The organism is Spirulina major PCC 6313 (assembly GCF_001890765.1).
In the GTDB taxonomy this organism is placed as follows: domain Bacteria; phylum Cyanobacteriota; class Cyanobacteriia; order Cyanobacteriales; family Spirulinaceae; genus Spirulina; species Spirulina major.
This window is the reverse complement of the sequence record NZ_KV878783.1, coordinates 4,768,706-4,788,404: the sequence shown is the minus strand read 5'-3', so window position 1 is coordinate 4,788,404 and position 19,699 is coordinate 4,768,706. Positions and strand designations below refer to the sequence as shown.

The following is a 19,699-nucleotide window of genomic DNA, read 5'->3' as shown; positions in this document are numbered from 1 at the left end:
CATGGCCCTACCATGATCGCAGCTTCTGGCCGAGATCCTCTTTCAACTCGGTCGCCGTATGGCCGGTGAAAAGCCATAAAATAGCCCGCCCCCCATCCACCATACTTTTTGCCCAAGACTCTTGAGCGATTCCCCCTTCCTCAATGGGCAGGGGTTTAATCACAATGCCCCGACTACCGAGCACCACTTCCCCAATAATCCGAGCGCGGTGCATATGGTTAGCGGAGGTAATCAGGTAAATGCTCTTGATGCCCGCAGCCTCTAGGTCATCCACCAAGGTGGTGAAGTTGGTGACAGTATCTTCAGCATCGTAGTTGAGATGGAGGCGATCGCGCTCCACCCCCGCCGACGCAAAGACCCCCTGGACATAGGCCTCCGGACTCCCCGACGACACCCACACCTCCAAACCCGGATCATCATGGGCCAACTGAGCCGCGTAGGATTCTCGCGCCTCCAACCCCCCCAGCACCAAGGCCGCACGAGGTTCAGCCACGATCATCCGCACCTGTTTGTACGCCACGATTAATGCCAACACCACCAGCGGTAAAAACCACAGGGACACTCGATGTTGCGAAGATTGATGCACCGCCCCAGAACGTCGCTGAAGCCCTAATTTCAGAACCATTAAGTCAAGGGAAAACGAAAAAAGTCCAGACCATAACCCAGATTGGCTATTAGTGTATCGCGTCTCGTGGTTTGTCACGAAAATTCAAGCGCACCCCCCCATCACCTTCCCCAAAGCGTAAAAGAATCTTAAAATTGCCCCTTCTCGTAGGATTCACTGCATTTTCAAAAGAGAAATTCGCTAAATTTTAAGGGGGGCTAGGGTCAAATGTCCAGATTCCAAGACCCATGAGAATCTGGGGGCATCGATCCTGGTCTTATTCCGTGTCAAGCCAGCGTCTACTGGTTCAACACAGCGACAATAAAATCTCTTATGGCTAACGAAAAAGAAACAGTACCCGGTACATTAATTACGCTGACGATTGGGGTTGTCGTCACAGCCGTCAGCGTTTGGTACGGAAAGAATAACGGCCTTCTCCCGGCCCAAGTTTCGCTCCAAGCTCCCTTGGTCGATGACTTGTTCAACGTCATGGTCACGATTGGGACAGCTCTATTTTTGGTAGTCGAGGGGGCGATTGTCTATGCCGTGATCAAGTTTCGCCATCGTCCGGGGGATGAAAGTGATAGCTTTCCGGTCAAAGGTAATTTTTCCCTAGAAATTTTTTGGACGGCGATCCCGGCCTTTTTAGTCATTGGACTAGGGATTTACAGCGTCCAGGTCTACAACCAGATGGGAGGCTTTGATACGGCCGGGCAAATGGCCCACAACCATACCCACCACCACGCAGTCCAGGTGGCAAGCTTACCCAGGGATGGGGACGCGATGCCTCTGCTGGCTAGTGCAGACCCCAATGCCTATGGCATCGGGGCAACGCCGGAAGAAGGAATGCGGATGGCGGATTTAGAAGTTGATGTGGCGGGGATGCAGTACGCCTGGATTTTCACCTATCCAGAGACGGGGATTGTCACCGGGGAATTGCATGTGCCGGTGGATCAAGATATCAAGCTCAACATCGAAGCGAAAGATGTGCTCCATGCCTTCTGGTTACCGGAGTTTCGGATTAAGCAGGATGCGATTCCGGGCAAAACGACTCAACTCCGCTTTGTGGCGACGCAAACGGGGACGTACCCGATTGTTTGTGCAGAGTTGTGTGGGGCGTATCATGGCGGGATGCGATCGCAAATTATCGTCCATAGCCCCGAAGACTATGCCGATTGGGTGGCATCGAATACCGTGGCCCAGGGTTTGGCAACGGAGTCTGTGGCGATCGCGTCTGAACTGACCGACAGCGATCGCATCCTGGCCCACACCGCCGATCAACCCATCACCCCAACGATGCTCGACCAAATCCCCACCCCCACGGCCCTCTAATGCCGTCGGTTCACCTATTATTCTGACCTTGATCGATTCTCAAAACTAACGTATGGCACAAGCACAACTTCCAATGCAATCGCCATCACCGCAGCCTCAGGAGCAGAGTGGTCATCACCATCCTGAGCAGTGGTCTTGGTATCACTACTTTCTCTACAACACAGACCACAAGGTGATCGGGATTCAATATCTCGTCACGGCGTTTGTGTTTTATCTCATTGCCGGGGTGATGGCTCTGCTAATGCGGACGGAGCTATATACCGCCGATCCGGATTTCCTCGCGCCGGAAGTCTACAACATGCTGCTGACGAACCACGGCACGTTGATGATCTTTTTCTGGATTGTCCCGGCGGCGATCGGGGGGTTTGGTAACTACCTCGTGCCGTTGATGATCGGGGCGAAGGATATGGCGTTTCCGAATTTGAATGCGATCGCCTTCTGGCTCAACCCCATTGCCGCCATTTTTCTATTTGCTAGTTTGTTCTACGGGGGAGCACAGGCCGGCTGGACATCCTACCCGCCCTTGAGCTTGATCACCAACAACATGGGGCAGAGCCTTTGGATTCTCGCCATTGCCTTGATTGGTACTTCGTCGATCTTGGGGGCACTCAACTTCCTCGTCACGATCTACAAACTCAAAACGCCAAACATGCAGTGGGATGAGTTGCCCCTGTTCTGTTGGGCCATGGTGGCCACCTCGCTGTTAGCCCTCTTCTCCACCCCGGTTTTGGCCATTGGCCTGATCATGCTCTTGTTTGATATCAACTTCGGCACCGGCTTTTTCCGGCCCGAAATGGGCGGCGATGTGGTGGTCTATCAACACCTGTTTTGGTTCTATTCCCACCCGGCGGTGTATCTGATGATTCTGCCGATCTTTGGGATTATGTCCGAGGTGATTTCCACCCACGCCCGCAAGCCGATTTTTGGCTATAAAGCGATCGCCTATTCCAGCCTCGCCATCTGCGTCGTCGGTCTCTTCGTCTGGGTTCACCACATGTTCACCAGCGGCACCCCCGCCTGGATGCGGATGTTCTTCACGATCTCCACCCTGATCGTCGCCGTCCCCACCGGAGTCAAAATCTTCAGTTGGGTCGCCACCCTCTGGGGCGGTAAAATCCGTCTCACCAGTCCCCTGCTCTTTGCCGTCGGTCTGTTGGCCATGTTCGTCTTCGGCGGCTTAAGCGGGGTCACCCTCGGCGCGGCTCCCTTCGACATCCATGTCCACGATACCTACTATGTGGTGGCGCATTTCCACTACGTCCTCTTTGGCGGCTCCGTCTTTGGGCTGTACGCCGCGATTTACCACTGGTTCCCGAAAATCACAGGGCGGATGTACAACGAAACCCTCGGCCGGATTCACTTTGTCCTCACCTTCATCGGCACGAACCTCACCTTCTTGCCGATGCATAACTTGGGCTTGCAGGGGATGCCGCGCCGGATCGCCATGTACGACCCGCAGTTTGAATTTATCAACAAAATCTGTACCTACGGGTCGATGATCCTGGGGATTTCGATTTTGCCCTTCTTCTTCAATATGATTTGGAGTTGGAGTCAAGGCACACCTGCGGGCCGCAATCCCTGGCGATCGCTCACCCTCGAATGGCAAACCACCTCCCCCCCGGCCATCGAAAACTTCGATGAAGAACCCATCGTCTGGGCTGGCCCCTACGATTACGGGGTGGATACCCAAACCTTTGAAGCCGATGATCCCACGGTCGAGGAAATCCTCGCCGAAGTCGGTCAAGAAATGAAATAATCTACACCCTAGCGATCGGGGAGGCGGATGGTTAAGGCCATCCATTGAGCCGCCTCCCCCTGGTTGAACCATTGCCGAATTCAGGAGTTAACCAATCGATGACCACCACCCTAGATGCGTCTCAAAATGGAGCCTATCCCGCCGAAACGATCGCTGCTGCGAGCGAAAGCCACGGTGAACACGGCGACCATCGCGTCCTTGGTCTGATGACCTTCCTCGCCTCCGAATCCCTGATGTTTTTCGGGATTTTCACGGCTTACTTAATCTATCGCTCTACGGCGGAAGTCTGGCCCCCAGAAGGCACCGAAGTCGAACTCTTTTTACCCGCGATCAACACGATCATTCTGGTGTCCAGTAGCTTTGTAATTCACATGGGCGATCTGGCGATCAAAAAAGGAAAGGTGCAACAAATGCGCCTTTGGTACGCCGCCACGATTGTGATGGGCTTGGTCTTCCTCGGTGGACAGGTGTATGAATACACCGAATTGGGGTATGGACTGTCAACCAATGTGTTTTCCAGTTGTTTCTATGTAATGACGGGATTCCACGGGTTGCACGTCTTGGTGGGCGTGTTGATGATGGTGGGGGTCTTGTGGCGATCGCGCCGCCCCGGCCACTACAGCGCCACAAAGCACACCGGCGTTGAAATGACTGAAATTTATTGGCACTTCGTCGATATTATCTGGATCATTCTCTTCGTCCTCCTTTACATTTTGACCTTGTTCTAAGGCTGTTCTCATCCCTGCGCAAAATCCCTCGGCACAGTGGCGGGGGATTTTTTCTGTTTGGGATTAGAGGCCGAAGTAGGTAGCGATCGCAGGTAAGAGGGTCTTCGCGGTGTCTACGAGTTTCGCCGCAGCGGGTAAGCTGGCGATCAAGCCGGTGAGCATTGTGGTGGCGCGTTTCACCTGTTTTTTAATACCGTTGGCGCTGGGGGTTTGACCCGCTTGCACAAGGATATCCAGTTGGGCAAGGGCTTCGGCTTTGTCGTCGTCCTCCAGTTCGCTGTCGTTGATTGCGGTGTGGAGTTCGCTCAGAATGGTTTTGAGGTTGGGTTTGTCGGATTCGGTGGGTTCCGGAAGTTGGTTCAGGGCAGTGCTGATCGTGCTGTTGAGGTTGTCGAAGTTCTGCACGGAACTACTGGCATCGAGATCACCCCCGGCGAGGTTGCCTTTGAAATCACCACCGACTGAAATATTCGGGTTATCACTCATGGCTTTACTTTCTGCTTTTACGTTGATTGTATTCTGTTGATTCGCCAACGCCAGGGCCAGGTCTTTCATATCCTGAGCGCGGAGTGTCTGGGCTTCGGCTTGAGCTTCGAGACGGGCAACATAGGCCGCATCAAAGGTGCGCTCAACCTGGGCTTTATCCGTGTCGGGGGGGACTTCGAGGGTGAGCAACACGTCTTCACCTTTTTTCTCGATGGATTGCACCGAATCCCAGGTAATCTCAGAGTTTTCTGCAACGATTTTCTGAAAAGCAACGGCGAAGGCTTCATTGTCCATGCCACCTTTGAGCAAAATCTCAACAGTGTGCATCAGTTGGGTATAGAGCCGCTCAAAGTCGCCCGGTGCAAAAACTTTGTCAGGATCGTGGGGACGACGTTCACGACTGCCTAAGGTATTGGGATATTCGCGGAGGTAAATATATTGGCAGTCTACGTCTTTGAAAATGGTGGTGGGGTCGAGATTCCAGGCTTCGAGACAGGCCCCAGTTAGATAGGCATGGGTGAAGTTGGTGCCCACCACAAGTGTATCGGTGAAGTTGGCTTCTTTCAAATTTGCACCACGCACATCAGCCTCACTCAGGTCAGCTTGTTTGAAATTTGCCTTTTCAAAATTCCCCCCCACTAGAGACGCACCACGAAGATCCATTTTGTAGAAATTTTGATTGTAGCCGTTGCCTGGGTTAATCAAAATATTGCGAATATTGGGGTGAGCGAGAAGTGTTTTACCCGGACGGGCCAGATCGATTTTAGTCGAGGCTTTAAAAACAGTGCGAATCAATGTTGTGGGTTCACCTTTGTACTCTCTAAAATCGCAACATTTGAGTTGAGCGTGGCTGAAATCAGCATCCGTTAAATCAGCACCCCGGAAGCAGGTTCCTCCCCAAGCGGCAACAGCAACAGCAGTCGCACGAATCCACAGGTCACGGGGATCACCGCGCATCGCTCGCCATGCCAAATAAATATTCAGGCCCGTTAAGAACAATGCAGCGGCAATTTCTACGATCACGGCAAGGGGGATCGCCTCTACGGCGGCCAGCGCGATCACTCCGATCATCGCAACAATGAACGCAATGGCGACAGCTCCGACAATGACAAGCTGTTCTGTCATGGCAATGGTAATGGCAATTGTGATGCTTCCTAAAACGACGACTGCAACGGCAGCCGATCTGGCACCTGCTCCCGCAATAGCCGTTGCCACTAAACTGACGATATCTTCACTGATGATGAGCAATAAGCTTGTACTGGCCACTGCCATTACAACTGTGACTGCAACGATCACGGCAAGTGTGCTAATTCCAGCCAACACACCGCTGTGAATTAACGTGGCAAAGTAAGCCAGCAAAATTACAATTGCTATCCAACCGGCGATCGCTTCCGTGGATTCTGCGCTGAAAAGCCAACCAATCAGACCTTCTGGTATCCAGTACAAAAATCCAGAAAATGCAGCCATGACCCATGCAATCAATATACTCAAGACCCATTGCCGTTGCTGCAATCCAGCCGTTGCTCTACAAAACTTCACCCCGGTCAAATCGGCTTGTGTAAAATCCGTCCCGCGAATATCCGCACCGCTAAAATCTGCCCCTGCTAAACATTTCCCCCGAAACGATCGCCCGCGCAAGTTTGCGCCCTGAAACTCCCGCTCCCCTGCTGCATAGCGTTGCAATACATCCCGCGCCTTCATCCTGCCACTCCCAACCCCAGACTCAAGTTGCCCGCAATTTTAACACCCGCATCTCGCCGCCATGCCTTCATCCACTCAACGAACAAAGAGGGTAGGCGGCTAAAGTTGCTCCTGTCATCTTTCATTCCGGCTCTCAGGAGACAGGGCGTTCAGACCTCCCGCCCTTTTCCGGTAAATTGTTAACGGCGGGTATCATCTGCCCCTCTATCCGATGTGCTCAGATCACTCCATTGAAACCGATGCAGGACATTCCCTCAAAAGCCTATCACCAGCATATTCCCCACAATCCAGACAGCACAGAGACGATCTGCACCGCAGAGGAAACCATTGGCTTTTTCGAGAAGCAGATTACCTCGATTCATAACCTGATGCGGGCCAAGAAGCAGCTTCCTAGCTTTGATTCGATCCGCAGAGCCGCCGAGGAAGTAGACGGTCGCTTTGCGACTCACAACTTTACTCTTGATATTCCGACCTTTTTGCGCGATCGCTTGCCAGCCTATGGAGAGCGGCGAATTTTGGCGGTGGAAACGGTTCTGTGCGAACTCAATTACCTCACCCCCGCAGAACTCCGCCAAGCCTTGGAACGAGCCGAACCCCCCGCAGCAACCCCCAAGACCCCGAAGCCAACGCCAGACAATCCCTATGCCCCTGCCATTGATCACGAAACCTATCCAGAGGCCCGCTATCAGGTCGGGGATTGCGTGCAGGTGCGAGACCAGGTGCAGCCCGGTCATATCAGAACGCCTCTCTATCTATTAGGGAAAACAGGACGCATCGCCCAGCTCCAAGGCTTTTTTCTCAACCCTGAAGATCTCGCCCATTTCAAGTCCACGGTGTTACGCCTGCCCCTCTACCTGGTAGAGTTTGACATGCTAGAAATTTGGGGCGATCGCTGTCCCCCCAGGAGTCAGAAGGATAAACTTCGGGTCGAAATTTACGAACCCTGGGTGACATCCTCCCGACACTCACCCTAACGGGTAGAGCGCGGGCTTCCTAACCTCACGATTAGGAATTCCTGCCCCACGCCACTTATCTAGGTCGTAGACCCCCGACAGATCGACTTGACAGGCTGTTTCCGTTCCCCAGAGTCCCTGGGCTACTACGTTCTCTAGTCCGCGATGCAAAACCATCTCTGCTGCGGCATGCTCACGATGAGTCCGATACCCACACTCAGGGCAGTGATGCTCTCTGACTTCCAGCCCTTTGCTTGCCTTGCCTGGAATCCTCTGTAGTGCGAGCTTCTAGCTCGCTGCCTTGCCTGGCCTAACGATCTCGACCACTGCTATAGATAAGCAATAGCCCCGTGGGAGAAGGATTTGGGGTGAGGGGTGAACGAGCAACATCAGCAAAGCCGCAAGCAGGGGCAATTGCGGAGTTGCCGGAGGGGATGCCGATCTTGCGTTGGCAATAGTGGGATTGCCTGTCGGATCATGCTCTACAATGAATTTCCCGTCGTTGGTGCGCATCTCGTGGGGCAGTGACCCAGAGCCGCACGTTGCTAGAACTTCTCCACGTCTAGTGTTTTTTATAAAAAAAAACAATCTGATACGCTAGATATAGCGTAGGATAAGAGTCCGCATCAGAGAAGGGAGAGCCATACACCATGAATCATCTACAGGAATGGGCCGCGAGTGGCGTGGATCATGAACTCACCCAATTAAACGTCCGTGCGTTAACCGGCAATAGTAGCTACGATTATTTGTTCTATGCCGACACGCTGCCCCGCCGGAATGATGGGCGATTGCGCGATCGCATCCTCAACCGTTACCACCATTTAGACCAAGGCGGCTGGTGGTGTTCTGGGGTAGATCTGCTCACCGGTAACGAAGACCTCTGGGGCTGTTTTAAACCGATTACCCCGCGCCACAGTGCCGATCGCCGCAAAGTGATTAAGTACGAACACCCGCCCCAGGCTGAAACGGGCGTGTTCGCCCTGCGAGTTCCCCTCCACATCGCCCAAAAAATCGCCGCTCGTTATGATCATCCCTACGATGCCGCCACCCATTCGGATACCGCGTTTTGGCAATGGTTCGCTGATCATCCTGATATTCCCCTTTGTTTAACCGAAGGGGCGAAAAAAGCCGGGGCATTGCTCACCGCTGGGTTTGCGGCGATCGCCCTGCCGGGAGTCAATGGCGGCTATCGTACCCCCCGCAATGACCATGGAGAACGCACGGGGCGATCGCGCCTCATTCCCCAACTGGCCAAACTCGCCCAACGCCGCCCGGTGTACATCGTCTTCGACCAAGACCGCAAACCCCACACGATCAAAGCCGTCAACGCCGCGATCCGCCAAACCGCCTATCTCCTCCATCAGCAAGAGTGTGAGGTGCGGATTGTGTCCTGGGATGCGCAGGATGGCAAAGGTGTCGATGATCTGATTGCCCAGATGGGCCAAGCAGAATTTGAAGCCGCCTATCGTGAGGCGCTGCCCTTTGAAACCTGGAAGGCCACCACCTTCACCCAACTCACCCACCCGGCCCAAATTTCCCTCAACGATCGCTACATTCCCCCCCTCAGCATTCCCCACCAAGCCCAATTAATTGGGATTAAATCCCCCAAGGGAACCGGCAAAACCCAGTTTTTAGAGAAAGTGGTAGCCGATGCGATCGCCCGTCACCAATGGGTGCTCGTCATCGGCCACCGCGTCCGCCTCGTGGAAGACCTCTGCCAACGGTTCGGCCTCCAATACATCAGCGAAGTCCAAACCCACCCCGACGGCTCCACCGGCGGTTATGGTCTCTGCATTGATTCGCTGCATCCCCATTCCCGCGCCAGTTTTAACGCCGCTGACTGGCAAGATGGCGTAGTGATTATTGATGAAATTGAGCAAGTCCTCTGGCATGGCTTAAACTCCAGCACCTGTAGCGGCAACCGCGTCGCCATTTTAAAATCCTTCAAAACCTTGATGCAAAACGTCTTGGGGGGGCGGGGTCAGGTCTATGTGGCCGATGCGGATCTCAGCGATGTATCCATTGACTACCTTCGATCCCTCGCGGGGGTGGATTTCACCCCGTTCATCGTCGAAAACCGTTGGCAACCCACCACCGAAGCCTGGGACGTTTATCACTATTCCGACCCCACCCCCGATCGCCTCGTTCACGATCTAGAGCAGCACATTCGGGACGGCGGCAAGCCCTTCGTCTGTTTGTCGGCGCAAAAAGTGCGCAGTCAATGGGGAACCTCCAACCTCGAAGCCTATCTGTGCCAACAGTTTCCCACCCTGAAAATTCTCCGCATTGATTCGGAATCCCTCGCCGATGCCACCCATCCCGCCGCCCAATGTTTGGAGCAACTCGATGTTCTCTTACAGCAGTATGATGTGGTGCTGACCAGTCCCTGTTTGGAAACGGGGGTGAGTATTGATCTGCGGGGACATTTCACCTCGGTGTGGGGGATTGCCCAGGGGGTGCAGGCGGAAAATTCGGTGCGGCAGGCCTTGAGTCGGGTGCGGGAAAATGTGTCGCGGCATCTGTGGATCGCGCCCTTTGGGTTTAATACGGTGGGGAATGGGTCTACGTCGATCGCCTCTCTCCTCGATTCGGGACAACGGCTGACCCAACTGAATATCCGCCTCTTGCAACAGTCGGATCTCACGGGGTTAGATGATCTTGAAACGGGGTTTCAGGCGGAATCGTTGCTCTGTTGGGCACAGTTGGCGGTGCGGGTGAATGCGGCGATGATCCACTATCGCGATCGCGTCTTGGCGGCACTCCGGGGCGAAGGCCATCACCTGATCCCGGTGCTCGAACCTGTCCCCCTCCCCATAGCGGAGCATGACCCCGGCCAAGAGCCTAGCCCGTCCCTGGGGGATGTGGTGGCGGAGGTGCGCGATCGCAACTATCAGGATGAATGCAGTGCGATCGCCACCGCCGCCGACCTCACCACCCCCGACTATCAACACCTCAAAAAACAACTGGTCAAAACCCCTGACCAACGCCGCCAAGTGCGCAAACATGACCTTAAACTCCGCTACGGCATCGAAGTCACGCCGGATCTCGTGGAACGGGATGACCAAGGTTGGTATCAACAACTGCGCCTCCATTACTACCTCACCCTGGGCCGTCCCTACCTGACGGAACGGGATGCGAACCTCGCCCAACAGATGATTTTGCAGGGAGATGGGGCCATTTTTGCGCCGGACTTTAATCGGTCGCAGTTGGGGGCGGTGATTGGCACGCTTGATGTTTTAGGAATTTCAACGCTGTTGAACAATCCCCAGCGCCAGCTTCGCAACACCGACGCGGATTTAGTGGCGCTGCAACAGTTAGCGATCGCCAATCGCACCTTCATCAAAGCCGCTCTGGGGGTCGGCATTGCTAAAAATGCCAGTGCGGTCTTGATTTTGCGGCGCTGTTTAGAACAATTGGGCTATGGGGTGCAGTGCATCAAGTGCGAAGGCCAACGCATTCCCGGTAAGACCAAACGCAGCCGCAGCAAGCGCATCCGCGTCTACCAAATCGAACCCCCCAACGATGGCCGCGCTGCCGTCTTCACCGCCTGGCTCCAACGCGAAACCCCCTGCGACCCCGACGGCTGGCCAGAACAACCCACCTCGTTAGGTCTTACTCCCTTAGATGAGGGCTATGAACAGTTAAGCCTCTTCGCGTGAGCTACTGCTTATCCATAGCGTGCAAATGTTGACCTAGCCTGCAATTGCTCCTCCTAATTAGGGCAGCGAGCTAGAAGCTCGCACTCCAGGGAATGACAGCAATGGGGTAGTGTGAGCCTCTGGCTCACTCCTGCTCTAACAGTCGTGGTCGTACTTGCTCCCCCTAATTAGGGCAGCGAGCTAGAAGCTCGCACTCCAGGGAATGACAGCAATGGGGTAGTGTGAGCCTCTGGCTCACTCCTGCTAATCTGGCTCACTCCTGTTCCTCTCGATCACCCCGGCAACGCCTGCCGCACTTGTTCTAACTGGGCCGGGGTATGGGTGGCCATCACGGAAAAGCGGAGGCGGCTTGTGGGAACGGTGGGGGGACGAATGGCGGGCACGAAAATGCCGCGATCGCTCAACTGAGCCGACATCTGTAACGCCGTTGCGGGACTCGCCATCTTCGCACAGAGAATCGGGGACTCCGAAGGCAGCAGGTCAAACGTTGCCCCTAGTATGTCTCGCAATTGGGCCACATTGCGCCAGAGGTGCGATCGCCGTTCCGGTTCTGTCTTCACCACCTGCACCGCTGCCAAGGCCGCCGCCGTATCCCCCGGCGATAGCCCCGTCGTATAGATCCAACTGGGGGCCCGATTGCGCAGAAAATCAATCACCATCGCCGACCCCGCCACATACCCCCCCAAACTCCCCAGACCCTTACTCAGCGTCCCCACTTGAATCAACGGCTGTCCTGTACAACCAAAATGCTCCACCACCCCCGCCCCCGTTGCCCCCATCACCCCCGTGCCGTGGGCTTCATCAACGAGCACCATCGCGTCATAGTCCCGCGCTAGTTGTAACAGGCCCGGCAGTGGGCACAGATCCCCATCCATACTAAAGACGCTATCAGCGGTAATCAGGCAGCGGCGATGGTGGGGGCGGTGTTGGGCGAGCACAGCGGCCAGATCCGCGAGATCATTATGGGCAAAATCCAGCACCGTCGCGCCGCTCAAGGTCGCCCCAGCCTTAAGACTGGAATGGTTATAGCGATCGCCCACAATCAGATCCCGTGGGCCCATCAACGCCGCGATCGCCCCCAGATTCGCCAAATAACCAGAGCTAAACACCAGGGCGGCTTCGGTCTGCTTGAGAGCGGCGATCGCGGTTTCGAGGGCCTGATGAATCTCCCGCTGACCACTGGTGAGCCGCGACCCCGTACTCCCCGTCCCATAAGTGCGCACCGCTGCCACGGCCGCCGCGATCAGCCGTTCATCCCCCGCCAACCCCAAGTAATCATTACTGGCAAAATTAAGCAGCGATCGCCCCTCTAGGGTAATCGTCGGCCCCGCCTTCCCCGCCAACGGCTTCACCGCCCGATGCCACTGCGCCCGCCGAATCGTCGCCAAGGATTTTTCCAACCATCCATAGGGATCAGTCCTGTCCATCACTCCTCCGCATCCTCCTCCGGATTCGTCCAGACTGCATCACGCGCCACAACCTTACCCGTTGCACGTTCAATCCTAGAAATTAGTGCATTCTCGCGATCTTCAAAAAAAACATTAAAATCATCACTGCGTAGTGCATTTGGATTGATGCAATGAGACTTTAAAATTTCATCCATACGAGTATCTGGAATTTCGGCGTTTTCCTGTAGGCGTTTTAAATATCTAGATGGATCATTGCCTCCAATCATACGGTTGGTCTTAGCGGAAATTGGTGTTTTGTTGATAATACTATTACAGCGTTTATCATCGATTTTATTTTTCTGGCACCACTGCTTTGGAAAGATATGATGAATATCCACTGTGTCTTCAAAATACAACTGAGAACCCATCGGCTCACCTGTACGAAAATCCTGACCACCATCACGCATTAACAACGCGAATAAGCCCTTATACGCTGCACTATTCCGCGTTTTTAATGTCATTAATCGAGATTGAGCAAAATTAGAATCATTAATCGTGTCAGGCTCTGTGCCTCCATCAATCCAAGCTAAAACTTCGGGCAAATCTTTCGCAAACCGGGTCTCAATTGAGCCACCATACAACTCACCAAAGACACCACACCAATACCACCGGGCAATTTTGCGCCGAATACCATCATTATCAGCGCGATCGCCCAACACGGCAAACATTGCTGCCATGGGGGTTAGCTGCGTTCGATATGGCAGATCACGTGCTGAGAAAATATATTCTGATTGTAATAGTCGAGCTGCTTTTTCAAATCCCTTTGTGACCAAATCTGCCCATTTTTGATAGTCCTTTAATGTGAGACGCAGTACATCCTTACGCTTACAGCTAATCGCAGGCGAACGGTCTGACTCACTTTGATTTTCCAGAAAATCAATGCGTCGTTCTCTGGTTACCAATAAACTGATAGCTTGCAGAAAATCGGTACTTTCAAGAGAATCTAAAACATTATGATGACGGAATCGTTTTTCACGCTCTGACCAATCATCCCGTAAACTAAAATTGTCTGTCGCAAATGTTGCTGTGATGAGTTCAAAAACTGTCAGCGCAACACCACCTGTATTGACTTTCTCAAAAACTTGACATACTGCTTCTTTGGGGGTTTCTTTGCGCAGTGAAATAATCGGAACTTGATATTGCTTGTAACGCTGGATAACACGATCTAAATCATTCCATTTTTTTAGTCTTTCTTGTACGCCTTCAGGCTTGCTATTCAAATAACACATTTGCCATTGTGTTAGATCGCCATCAAAAATCAAAGGTAGAGGTAAGAGTTCTGACTCACATTCTTTTTCTCGTGTTGAATAGTCATATTGCAGTTCATTGCGAAAGTTAAAGAGTTTTCGACCTTCAGGAAGACTAATGATATAGTCTTCGGCATCACAATAAGGATCAATGGCTTTATTAATATCGAGATAATACCAACGCTTTATTTTCCTTTTTCGAGTGTCATATGTTAAGACGGGACGATTTGAAAATAGGGCTTGAAATAAGGAAGTTAACCGTTGCTGCCCGTCTAAAATTAAGCGTTCTGGTTCTGGTGGAGAGTCAAGTTCTACCCCTTCGACAAGGCGTGGTCGAAACTTCACATCAGGATTGCCAGTTTGGAGTAGCATGACAGTACCAATTGGGTAGGACAAGGCAATACTGGCTAATAAACCCCGAATATGTTCATCATCCCAGACCCAACCACGTTGAAAATCAGGAAGCTGTGATTTTCCTGTTTTGATACTTTGGAGGACATCTGATAGCGATTCTTTCGTGCTGTCAAATATTGTGAAAGGAGTCATACAAGTCTCTGGATCATGATTACATATTGTTCCTATTGTATGATGAGACTTGATACAAAAAATCGATGGTACGAATTGAGTTCAAAAAATGTGAATTTCACGCAAAGATGGAATTGCTCCAGCGTTCATTGTTGTGATTGAGCTCAGCACACCTCTCGCCTGCATTGTTACCTCGAAACCGAACAACTCCAACAGTTAACACAATAGATCGAGCAACTCTCAACTATCATTTGGGCGGGTCAGGGGACATCAACAGTCCGGAGATGGTTGGGCTTTTGGGGCGGAAATGTTGGGCAAGCCTCTCGCGTTCACGTGAAGTCACAACCTACCGATCGCACTCTAGGGACCGGAAAACACGGCTGCTTCCACATCATTGCGACTGAGGGAATATTTAAACGATCGCACAATATCCTTCATCCCGTCTCCCGCATCGATGTAGCGCACCGATACTTCTTCGACTTCTAAGAGAATTTCGGCTTGCCAGGTGGGACAGGCGATCGTCCAGCGGTTGAGTTGGTCGCGGTCTTGGTGACAGCCCATGGTGGTGAGCCACTGTTCGAGGGCGGGGAGGGGGTGGTTATACAGGGGGGTTTCGGGGGTGGGTAGGGCAGTCATGGGTTCGGTCTTGAGTTACGGGGTGGGCAGTTGAAACGCGGTCTCTCCTTGGGCGAGACCAACGGCGATCGCGACGAGCAAACAACCGAGAAACGTCACCCCCAAGATACAGAGGGCGAAGAGTTCCCCGGAAGATAGGGGGCGATCGCTGGGGTCGAGATAGGCCGAGCGGGGCCAATCTTGATCCGCAGCGGCTGACCAATCGGGGGGATCGGGCTGAATCACGTTCCAGCGAGAATAGCCAATTTGAGCATCATAGAGCAAACGGCGTTGGGGATTGCTCAGGGTGGCGTAGGCTTCGTTGAGTTGTTGAAACTTGGCCGTGGCCACGGCTTGGGGTAATTCGGTGGTGTCGGGGTGGTATTTTTTGCTCAAGTCTCGATAGGTGCGACGGATTTCTAGCACCGATGCGGAGGGGTGAATCCCCAAGATCCCATAGTAGCTGTTGAGAATGCGGGTTTCTGGGGTGGGCGGGCGATGATCAGACTCTGAGGCCATGGCAACAACAGAAAATTCTGACCTATTCTAACGACGATCGCCCCGTCTCGGTTGAGCAGGCCCGGTTGCGATCGCCGTTGCTGCCCTGATGGTGGGAGATCTTCATCGATCTGAATATTCTGTGGAATCAAGCTTACTATCAAGGGACAATCCCCCGTAAAATATTGGCCAGTCATGCTTTGATCGTTCCTGATTCCTAAAAACCCCTATGAATACGGCTCCCTTTGGTACGTGGCAATCTCCGATTACGTCTGATTTGATTGTGTCGAGTTCCATTGGTTTGGGAGGAGTCGCCCTCGATGGAGAGGCTTTGTATTGGGTGGAAAGTCGGCCCTCGGAAGGGGGACGGACGGTGATTGTCCAAGCCCAGGGGGAGCAGGACTGCACGCCAGCGCCGTTTAATGTGCGATCGCGTGTCCATGAATACGGCGGCGGTGCGTCGTTGATTGCCGATGGGGTGATTTATTTTGTCAATTTTGCCGATCAACGCATCTATCACCACGCCCCCGGAGCAGAACCCCAACCCCTCACCCCCGAAAATCAGCACCGCTACGCTGAAATGCAACTGGATCGCGATCGCAACCGCTTAATTGCCGTCGGCGAAGACCACAGCCAAGGGGGTCACGAGCCTAAAAATTTACTGGTGAGTGTTGACCTCACCACAGGAACTGTTACCCCAATTGTCACCGGCAGCGATTTCTACGCCTCACCCCGTCTCAGTCCCGATGGCTCGCGCCTGGCCTGGGTGGATTGGCACCATCCCCAAATGCCCTGGGACGGGACACAGCTTTGGGTGGCGGAATTTGATAGATCCGGGAAACTAGGGCTACCGCGCCGCGTGGCAGGGAATAAAACTGAGTCGATCTGTGCGCCGCTGTGGTCACCGGATGGGGTGCTGTATTTTGTCAGCGATCGCAATAATTGGTGGAATCTGTACCGCGATCAGAACGGGATTGAGCTTGTTTATGAACAGGCAGCAGAATTTGGCTACCCCCATTGGGTTTTTGGCGTGCAGCCCTACCGCTTCCGCAATGCCCAGAGCCTGATTTGCACCTATAGCCAAAACGGCCAGGACTACCTCGCCCAGTTGGATCTCACCAGCGGCACATTAACCCCGATCGATCTACCCTTTACGAGTTTAGGATCGCTGCAAATCAGCGGCGATGTGGTCTATGCGATCGCCGGTTCCCCCACCCAACCCACCCAACTGATCCGCCTCCACCTCCCCAGCGGCGACCATGAAACCCTGAAAACCGCCAGCAGCCTCACCGTTGACCCCGGCTATCTCTCCAGCCCCGAAGCGATCGCCTTCCCCACCACCGACGGCCACACCGCCCACGCCTGGTATTACCCCCCCCAAAACCAAGACTACACCGCCCCCGACGGCGAACAGCCCCCCCTCCTGGTGAAAAGCCACGGCGGGCCCACCGCCGCCGCCTCAGCCACCCTCAACCTCCGGATTCAATATTGGACTAGTCGCGGCTTTGCCTATGTGGATGTGAACTATGGCGGCAGCACCGGCTACGGACGCGCCTATCGCCAACGCTTAAACGGGAATTGGGGGATTGTGGATGTGGATGACTGCACGAATGTGGCGGTTTATCTTGCCGAACAGGGCCGAGTGGATCGCGAACGGTTAGCGATCGCCGGCGGCAGTGCGGGCGGCTACACCACCCTCGCGGCCTTGACCTTTAAAGATGTGTTTAAAGCCGGCGCGAGTTACTACGGCGTGAGCGACCTCGAAGCCCTCGCCCAAGATACCCACAAATTTGAAGCCCGCTATCTGGACGGCTTGATCGGCAAATATCCTGAGGATAAAGCAGTGTATGAAGCGCGATCGCCCATCCACCACACCGCACAACTCGCCTGCCCCGTCATCTTCTTCCAAGGCCTCGAAGACAAAGTCGTCCCCCCCAACCAAGCCGAACTGATGGTCAACGCCCTCAAAACCAAAGGTCTCCCCGTCGCCTACGTCCCCTTCGAGGGCGAACAACACGGCTTCCGCAAAGCCGAAAACATCAAACGCGCCCTCGACGGCGAATTCTACTTCTACAGCCGCGTCTTCAACTTCACCCCCGCCGAATCCCTCCCCCCCGTCGAAATCATCAACCTACCCGCTTAACTCAAAATAGAACAACTCCACCATGGCCGGAATTGAAGGCATTAAAATCAAAAACTACCGCACCCTCAAAAACATCACCCTCGGCAAACTCTGGAATAGTCAAGCGAAAAAATCCCTCACCCCCATGACTGCCGTGATTGGTAAAAATGGAGCCGGAAAAAGTACCCTTTTTGATGCCTTTGGGTTTTTGGCAGATTGTCTCAAAAATGGCGTGGAAGAAGCCTGTGATGCACGGGGACGCGGGGGATTTCAGCGCATTCGGTCTCAAGGTGAAAACGGCAGCATTGAATTTGAACTCTATTACAAAGAAGATCAAACGTCACGCCCCATCACCTATGAACTCGCGATTGATCTTGATCCATCGGGTCGGCCCTTTGTCAAAAAAGAACGACTACGGCAGCGACGGAAGGGGCAAAAAACAGGTTGGCCATTGTCATTTTTAATGCTCAATGAGGGAAAAGGGATAGCCTGGAAAGGGGAAGAAGAAGGGCAACAAGTGAATGAAGATCAAGAACCATTCGATTTAATCACGCTCATTAAGCAGCTTAATCAGAGTAATTCTGAGGAAAGCAAGGAAACTGAGGTAGTTGAACTGAGCGATCAACGTCGTCTCGGTATCGCGACATTAGGTGCATTAAAGCAACATCCCCGGATTACCCTATTTCGGAGATTTATTGAAGGGTGGTATCTCAGTTACTTTACGCCTGATGCGGCTCGTAGTTTACCGTTAGCAGGGCCGCAAAAACATCTGAATATTCACGGCGATAATTTAGGCAATGTGGTGCAATTTATGGAGCGAGAGCATCCACGCAAATTCCGTGCGGTGCTTGAGAGCATTTCGCAAAAAATACCGGGAATTCATCAAATAAGCACCGAAAAAAGTCCTGATGGTCGGCTCTTACTGAAGTTCAATGATAAAGGGTTTGATGATCCGTTCTATGTTCAGCAAATGTCAGATGGGACATTGAAAGTTTTTGCCTACTTACTCCTGTTAGAAGATCCATCACCCCCCCCGTTTATTTGCATTGAAGAACCGGAAAACGGTTTATATCATAAGTTACTCGAAACCTTGGCGCAGGAATTCCGGAACCATGCCACCGGAAGAAAAGGAGGGTCTCAGGTTTTTATCACAACCCATCAGCCCTATTTTGTGGATGCGCTAAAACCGGATGAAGTGTGGGTTTTAGAAAAAGGAGAGGATGGGTTTTCGCAGATGAGACGGGCCAGCGATGATCCTTTAATTCAGAGTTTTGTGGATCAGGGTCTGCCTTTAGGTGGTCTTTGGTATAGTGATTACTTAGACTCAAGATAATGTATGCATTTTGAAGTTTTGATTGAAGACCAATCAGGAAAAACAGCCCTAGAGATTCTCATTCCGAAAATCATCGATTGTGATCAACATACTTTTACCGTTCACGCCTATAAAGGTACTGGGCGTATTCCGCCAAACCTAAATCCTAATCTAGATCCCAAAAAACGAGTTTTGCTCGATCAACTGCCTCGACTGATTCAGGGCTATGGTCAAACATTTGCCAAGTATCCTACGAGCTATCCCGCCGTATTGATGATTATTTGTGATTTGGACGATCGCTGCTTACATCAGTTTCGCCAAGAGTTGATCGCCTGCTTGGAGCGGTCATCGCCTCAACCAGAAACATATTTTTGTCTTGCAATTGAGGAGGGAGAGGCATGGTATTTAGGGGATTTCAATGCTATTAAATCCGCATATCCACAGGTGAAAGAGTCTGTTTTGAATTCCTATGAGAATGATGCGATTTGTGGCACTTGGGAACTTTTAGCGGATGCGATCGCAACTGGAGGAGCGAAACGGTTAACGAGCCAAGGGGGTAAAAGTGTTGGTCAAGAAAAAATGATGTGGGCCCAGACCATTCCTCCGCAGATGGAGGTTGATCGAAATCGATCGCCTAGTTTTTGTTATTTTCGGGACAAATTGCGTCGGGCGATCGCATCTCCCTAGGACAGCGATCGCCTCTCATTACCGTC

General features: G+C 52.9%; 14 protein-coding genes. 8 read left to right on the top strand and 6 right to left on the bottom strand.

The features are described from left to right. Positions 1–7 precede the first annotated feature (7 nt). Entirely contained in the window at positions 8–625 is a 618-nt protein-coding gene (locus SPI6313_RS21175; protein WP_072622782.1) for a YdcF family protein, read from the bottom strand. A 312-nt stretch (positions 626–937) separates the two neighbouring features. Here SPI6313_RS21175 and SPI6313_RS21170 point away from each other — a divergent pair, with 312 nt between their 5' ends. From SPI6313_RS21170 to SPI6313_RS21160, 3 genes are all read left to right on the top strand, one after another. Then, positions 938–1,936 (top strand): cytochrome c oxidase subunit II, encoded by a 999-nt coding sequence (locus tag SPI6313_RS21170; RefSeq protein ID WP_072622781.1) that lies wholly within the window; start codon positions 938–940, stop codon positions 1,934–1,936. A gap of 73 nt (positions 1,937–2,009) precedes the next feature. Then, positions 2,010–3,692: a cytochrome c oxidase subunit I gene (gene ctaD / locus SPI6313_RS21165; RefSeq protein ID WP_245788928.1), complete on the top strand. Its 1,683-nt coding sequence runs from the start codon at positions 2,010–2,012 to the stop codon at positions 3,690–3,692. Positions 3,693–3,790: 98 nt separating this feature from the next. Then, the gene (locus SPI6313_RS21160) at positions 3,791–4,420 is read left to right on the top strand and encodes a cytochrome c oxidase subunit 3 (RefSeq protein WP_072622780.1); all 630 of its coding nucleotides are present in this window, start codon (positions 3,791–3,793) and stop codon (positions 4,418–4,420) included. A 63-nt stretch (positions 4,421–4,483) separates the two neighbouring features. On the opposite strand, the gene SPI6313_RS21155 is transcribed toward SPI6313_RS21160, so the two are convergent. Continuing rightward, positions 4,484–6,607, bottom strand: a complete 2,124-nt coding sequence (locus SPI6313_RS21155) for a pentapeptide repeat-containing protein (protein WP_072622779.1) — start codon at positions 6,605–6,607, stop codon at positions 4,484–4,486. Positions 6,608–6,846: 239 nt separating this feature from the next. On the opposite strand from SPI6313_RS21155, the gene SPI6313_RS21150 reads away from it, so the two are divergent. Then, complete coding sequence (locus SPI6313_RS21150; RefSeq protein WP_084669143.1) at positions 6,847–7,581, top strand: SH3-like domain-containing protein; 735 nt, start codon at positions 6,847–6,849, stop codon at positions 7,579–7,581. Positions 7,582–8,210: 629 nt separating this feature from the next. After that, a complete protein-coding gene (locus SPI6313_RS21145; RefSeq protein WP_072622778.1) occupies positions 8,211–11,219 on the top strand; it encodes a plasmid replication protein, CyRepA1 family in 3,009 nt (1,002 codons plus the stop codon). 272 nt (positions 11,220–11,491) lie between these two features. Here SPI6313_RS21145 and bioF read toward each other — a convergent pair whose 3' ends face one another. From bioF to SPI6313_RS21125, 4 genes are all read right to left on the bottom strand, one after another. Then, entirely contained in the window at positions 11,492–12,646 is a 1,155-nt protein-coding gene (gene bioF, locus SPI6313_RS21140; RefSeq protein ID WP_072622777.1) for an 8-amino-7-oxononanoate synthase, read from the bottom strand. Beyond that, entirely contained in the window at positions 12,646–14,460 is a 1,815-nt protein-coding gene (locus tag SPI6313_RS21135) for a GmrSD restriction endonuclease domain-containing protein (RefSeq protein WP_072622776.1), read from the bottom strand. The genes bioF and SPI6313_RS21135 overlap by 1 nt, the downstream gene beginning before the upstream one ends. 339 nt (positions 14,461–14,799) lie before the next feature. After that, positions 14,800–15,075, bottom strand: coding sequence for a DUF3143 domain-containing protein (locus tag SPI6313_RS21130; RefSeq protein WP_072622775.1), 276 nt, complete (start codon positions 15,073–15,075; stop codon positions 14,800–14,802). Positions 15,076–15,090: 15 nt separating this feature from the next. Then, a complete protein-coding gene (locus tag SPI6313_RS21125; protein ID WP_072622774.1) occupies positions 15,091–15,573 on the bottom strand; it encodes a J domain-containing protein in 483 nt (160 codons plus the stop codon). A gap of 208 nt (positions 15,574–15,781) precedes the next feature. On the opposite strand from SPI6313_RS21125, the gene SPI6313_RS21120 reads away from it, so the two are divergent. The 3 genes from SPI6313_RS21120 to SPI6313_RS21110 are packed head-to-tail and all read left to right on the top strand — an operon-like array spanning position 15,782 to position 19,673. Further along, positions 15,782–17,695 (top strand): S9 family peptidase, encoded by a 1,914-nt coding sequence (locus tag SPI6313_RS21120; protein ID WP_072622773.1) that lies wholly within the window; start codon positions 15,782–15,784, stop codon positions 17,693–17,695. A gap of 22 nt (positions 17,696–17,717) precedes the next feature. After that, positions 17,718–19,007: an AAA family ATPase gene (locus SPI6313_RS21115; protein WP_072622772.1), complete on the top strand. Its 1,290-nt coding sequence runs from the start codon at positions 17,718–17,720 to the stop codon at positions 19,005–19,007. Between the two features lie 3 nt (positions 19,008–19,010). Next, positions 19,011–19,673, top strand: coding sequence for a DUF4276 family protein (locus tag SPI6313_RS21110; protein ID WP_072622771.1), 663 nt, complete (start codon positions 19,011–19,013; stop codon positions 19,671–19,673). Positions 19,674–19,699: the final 26 nt, after the last annotated feature.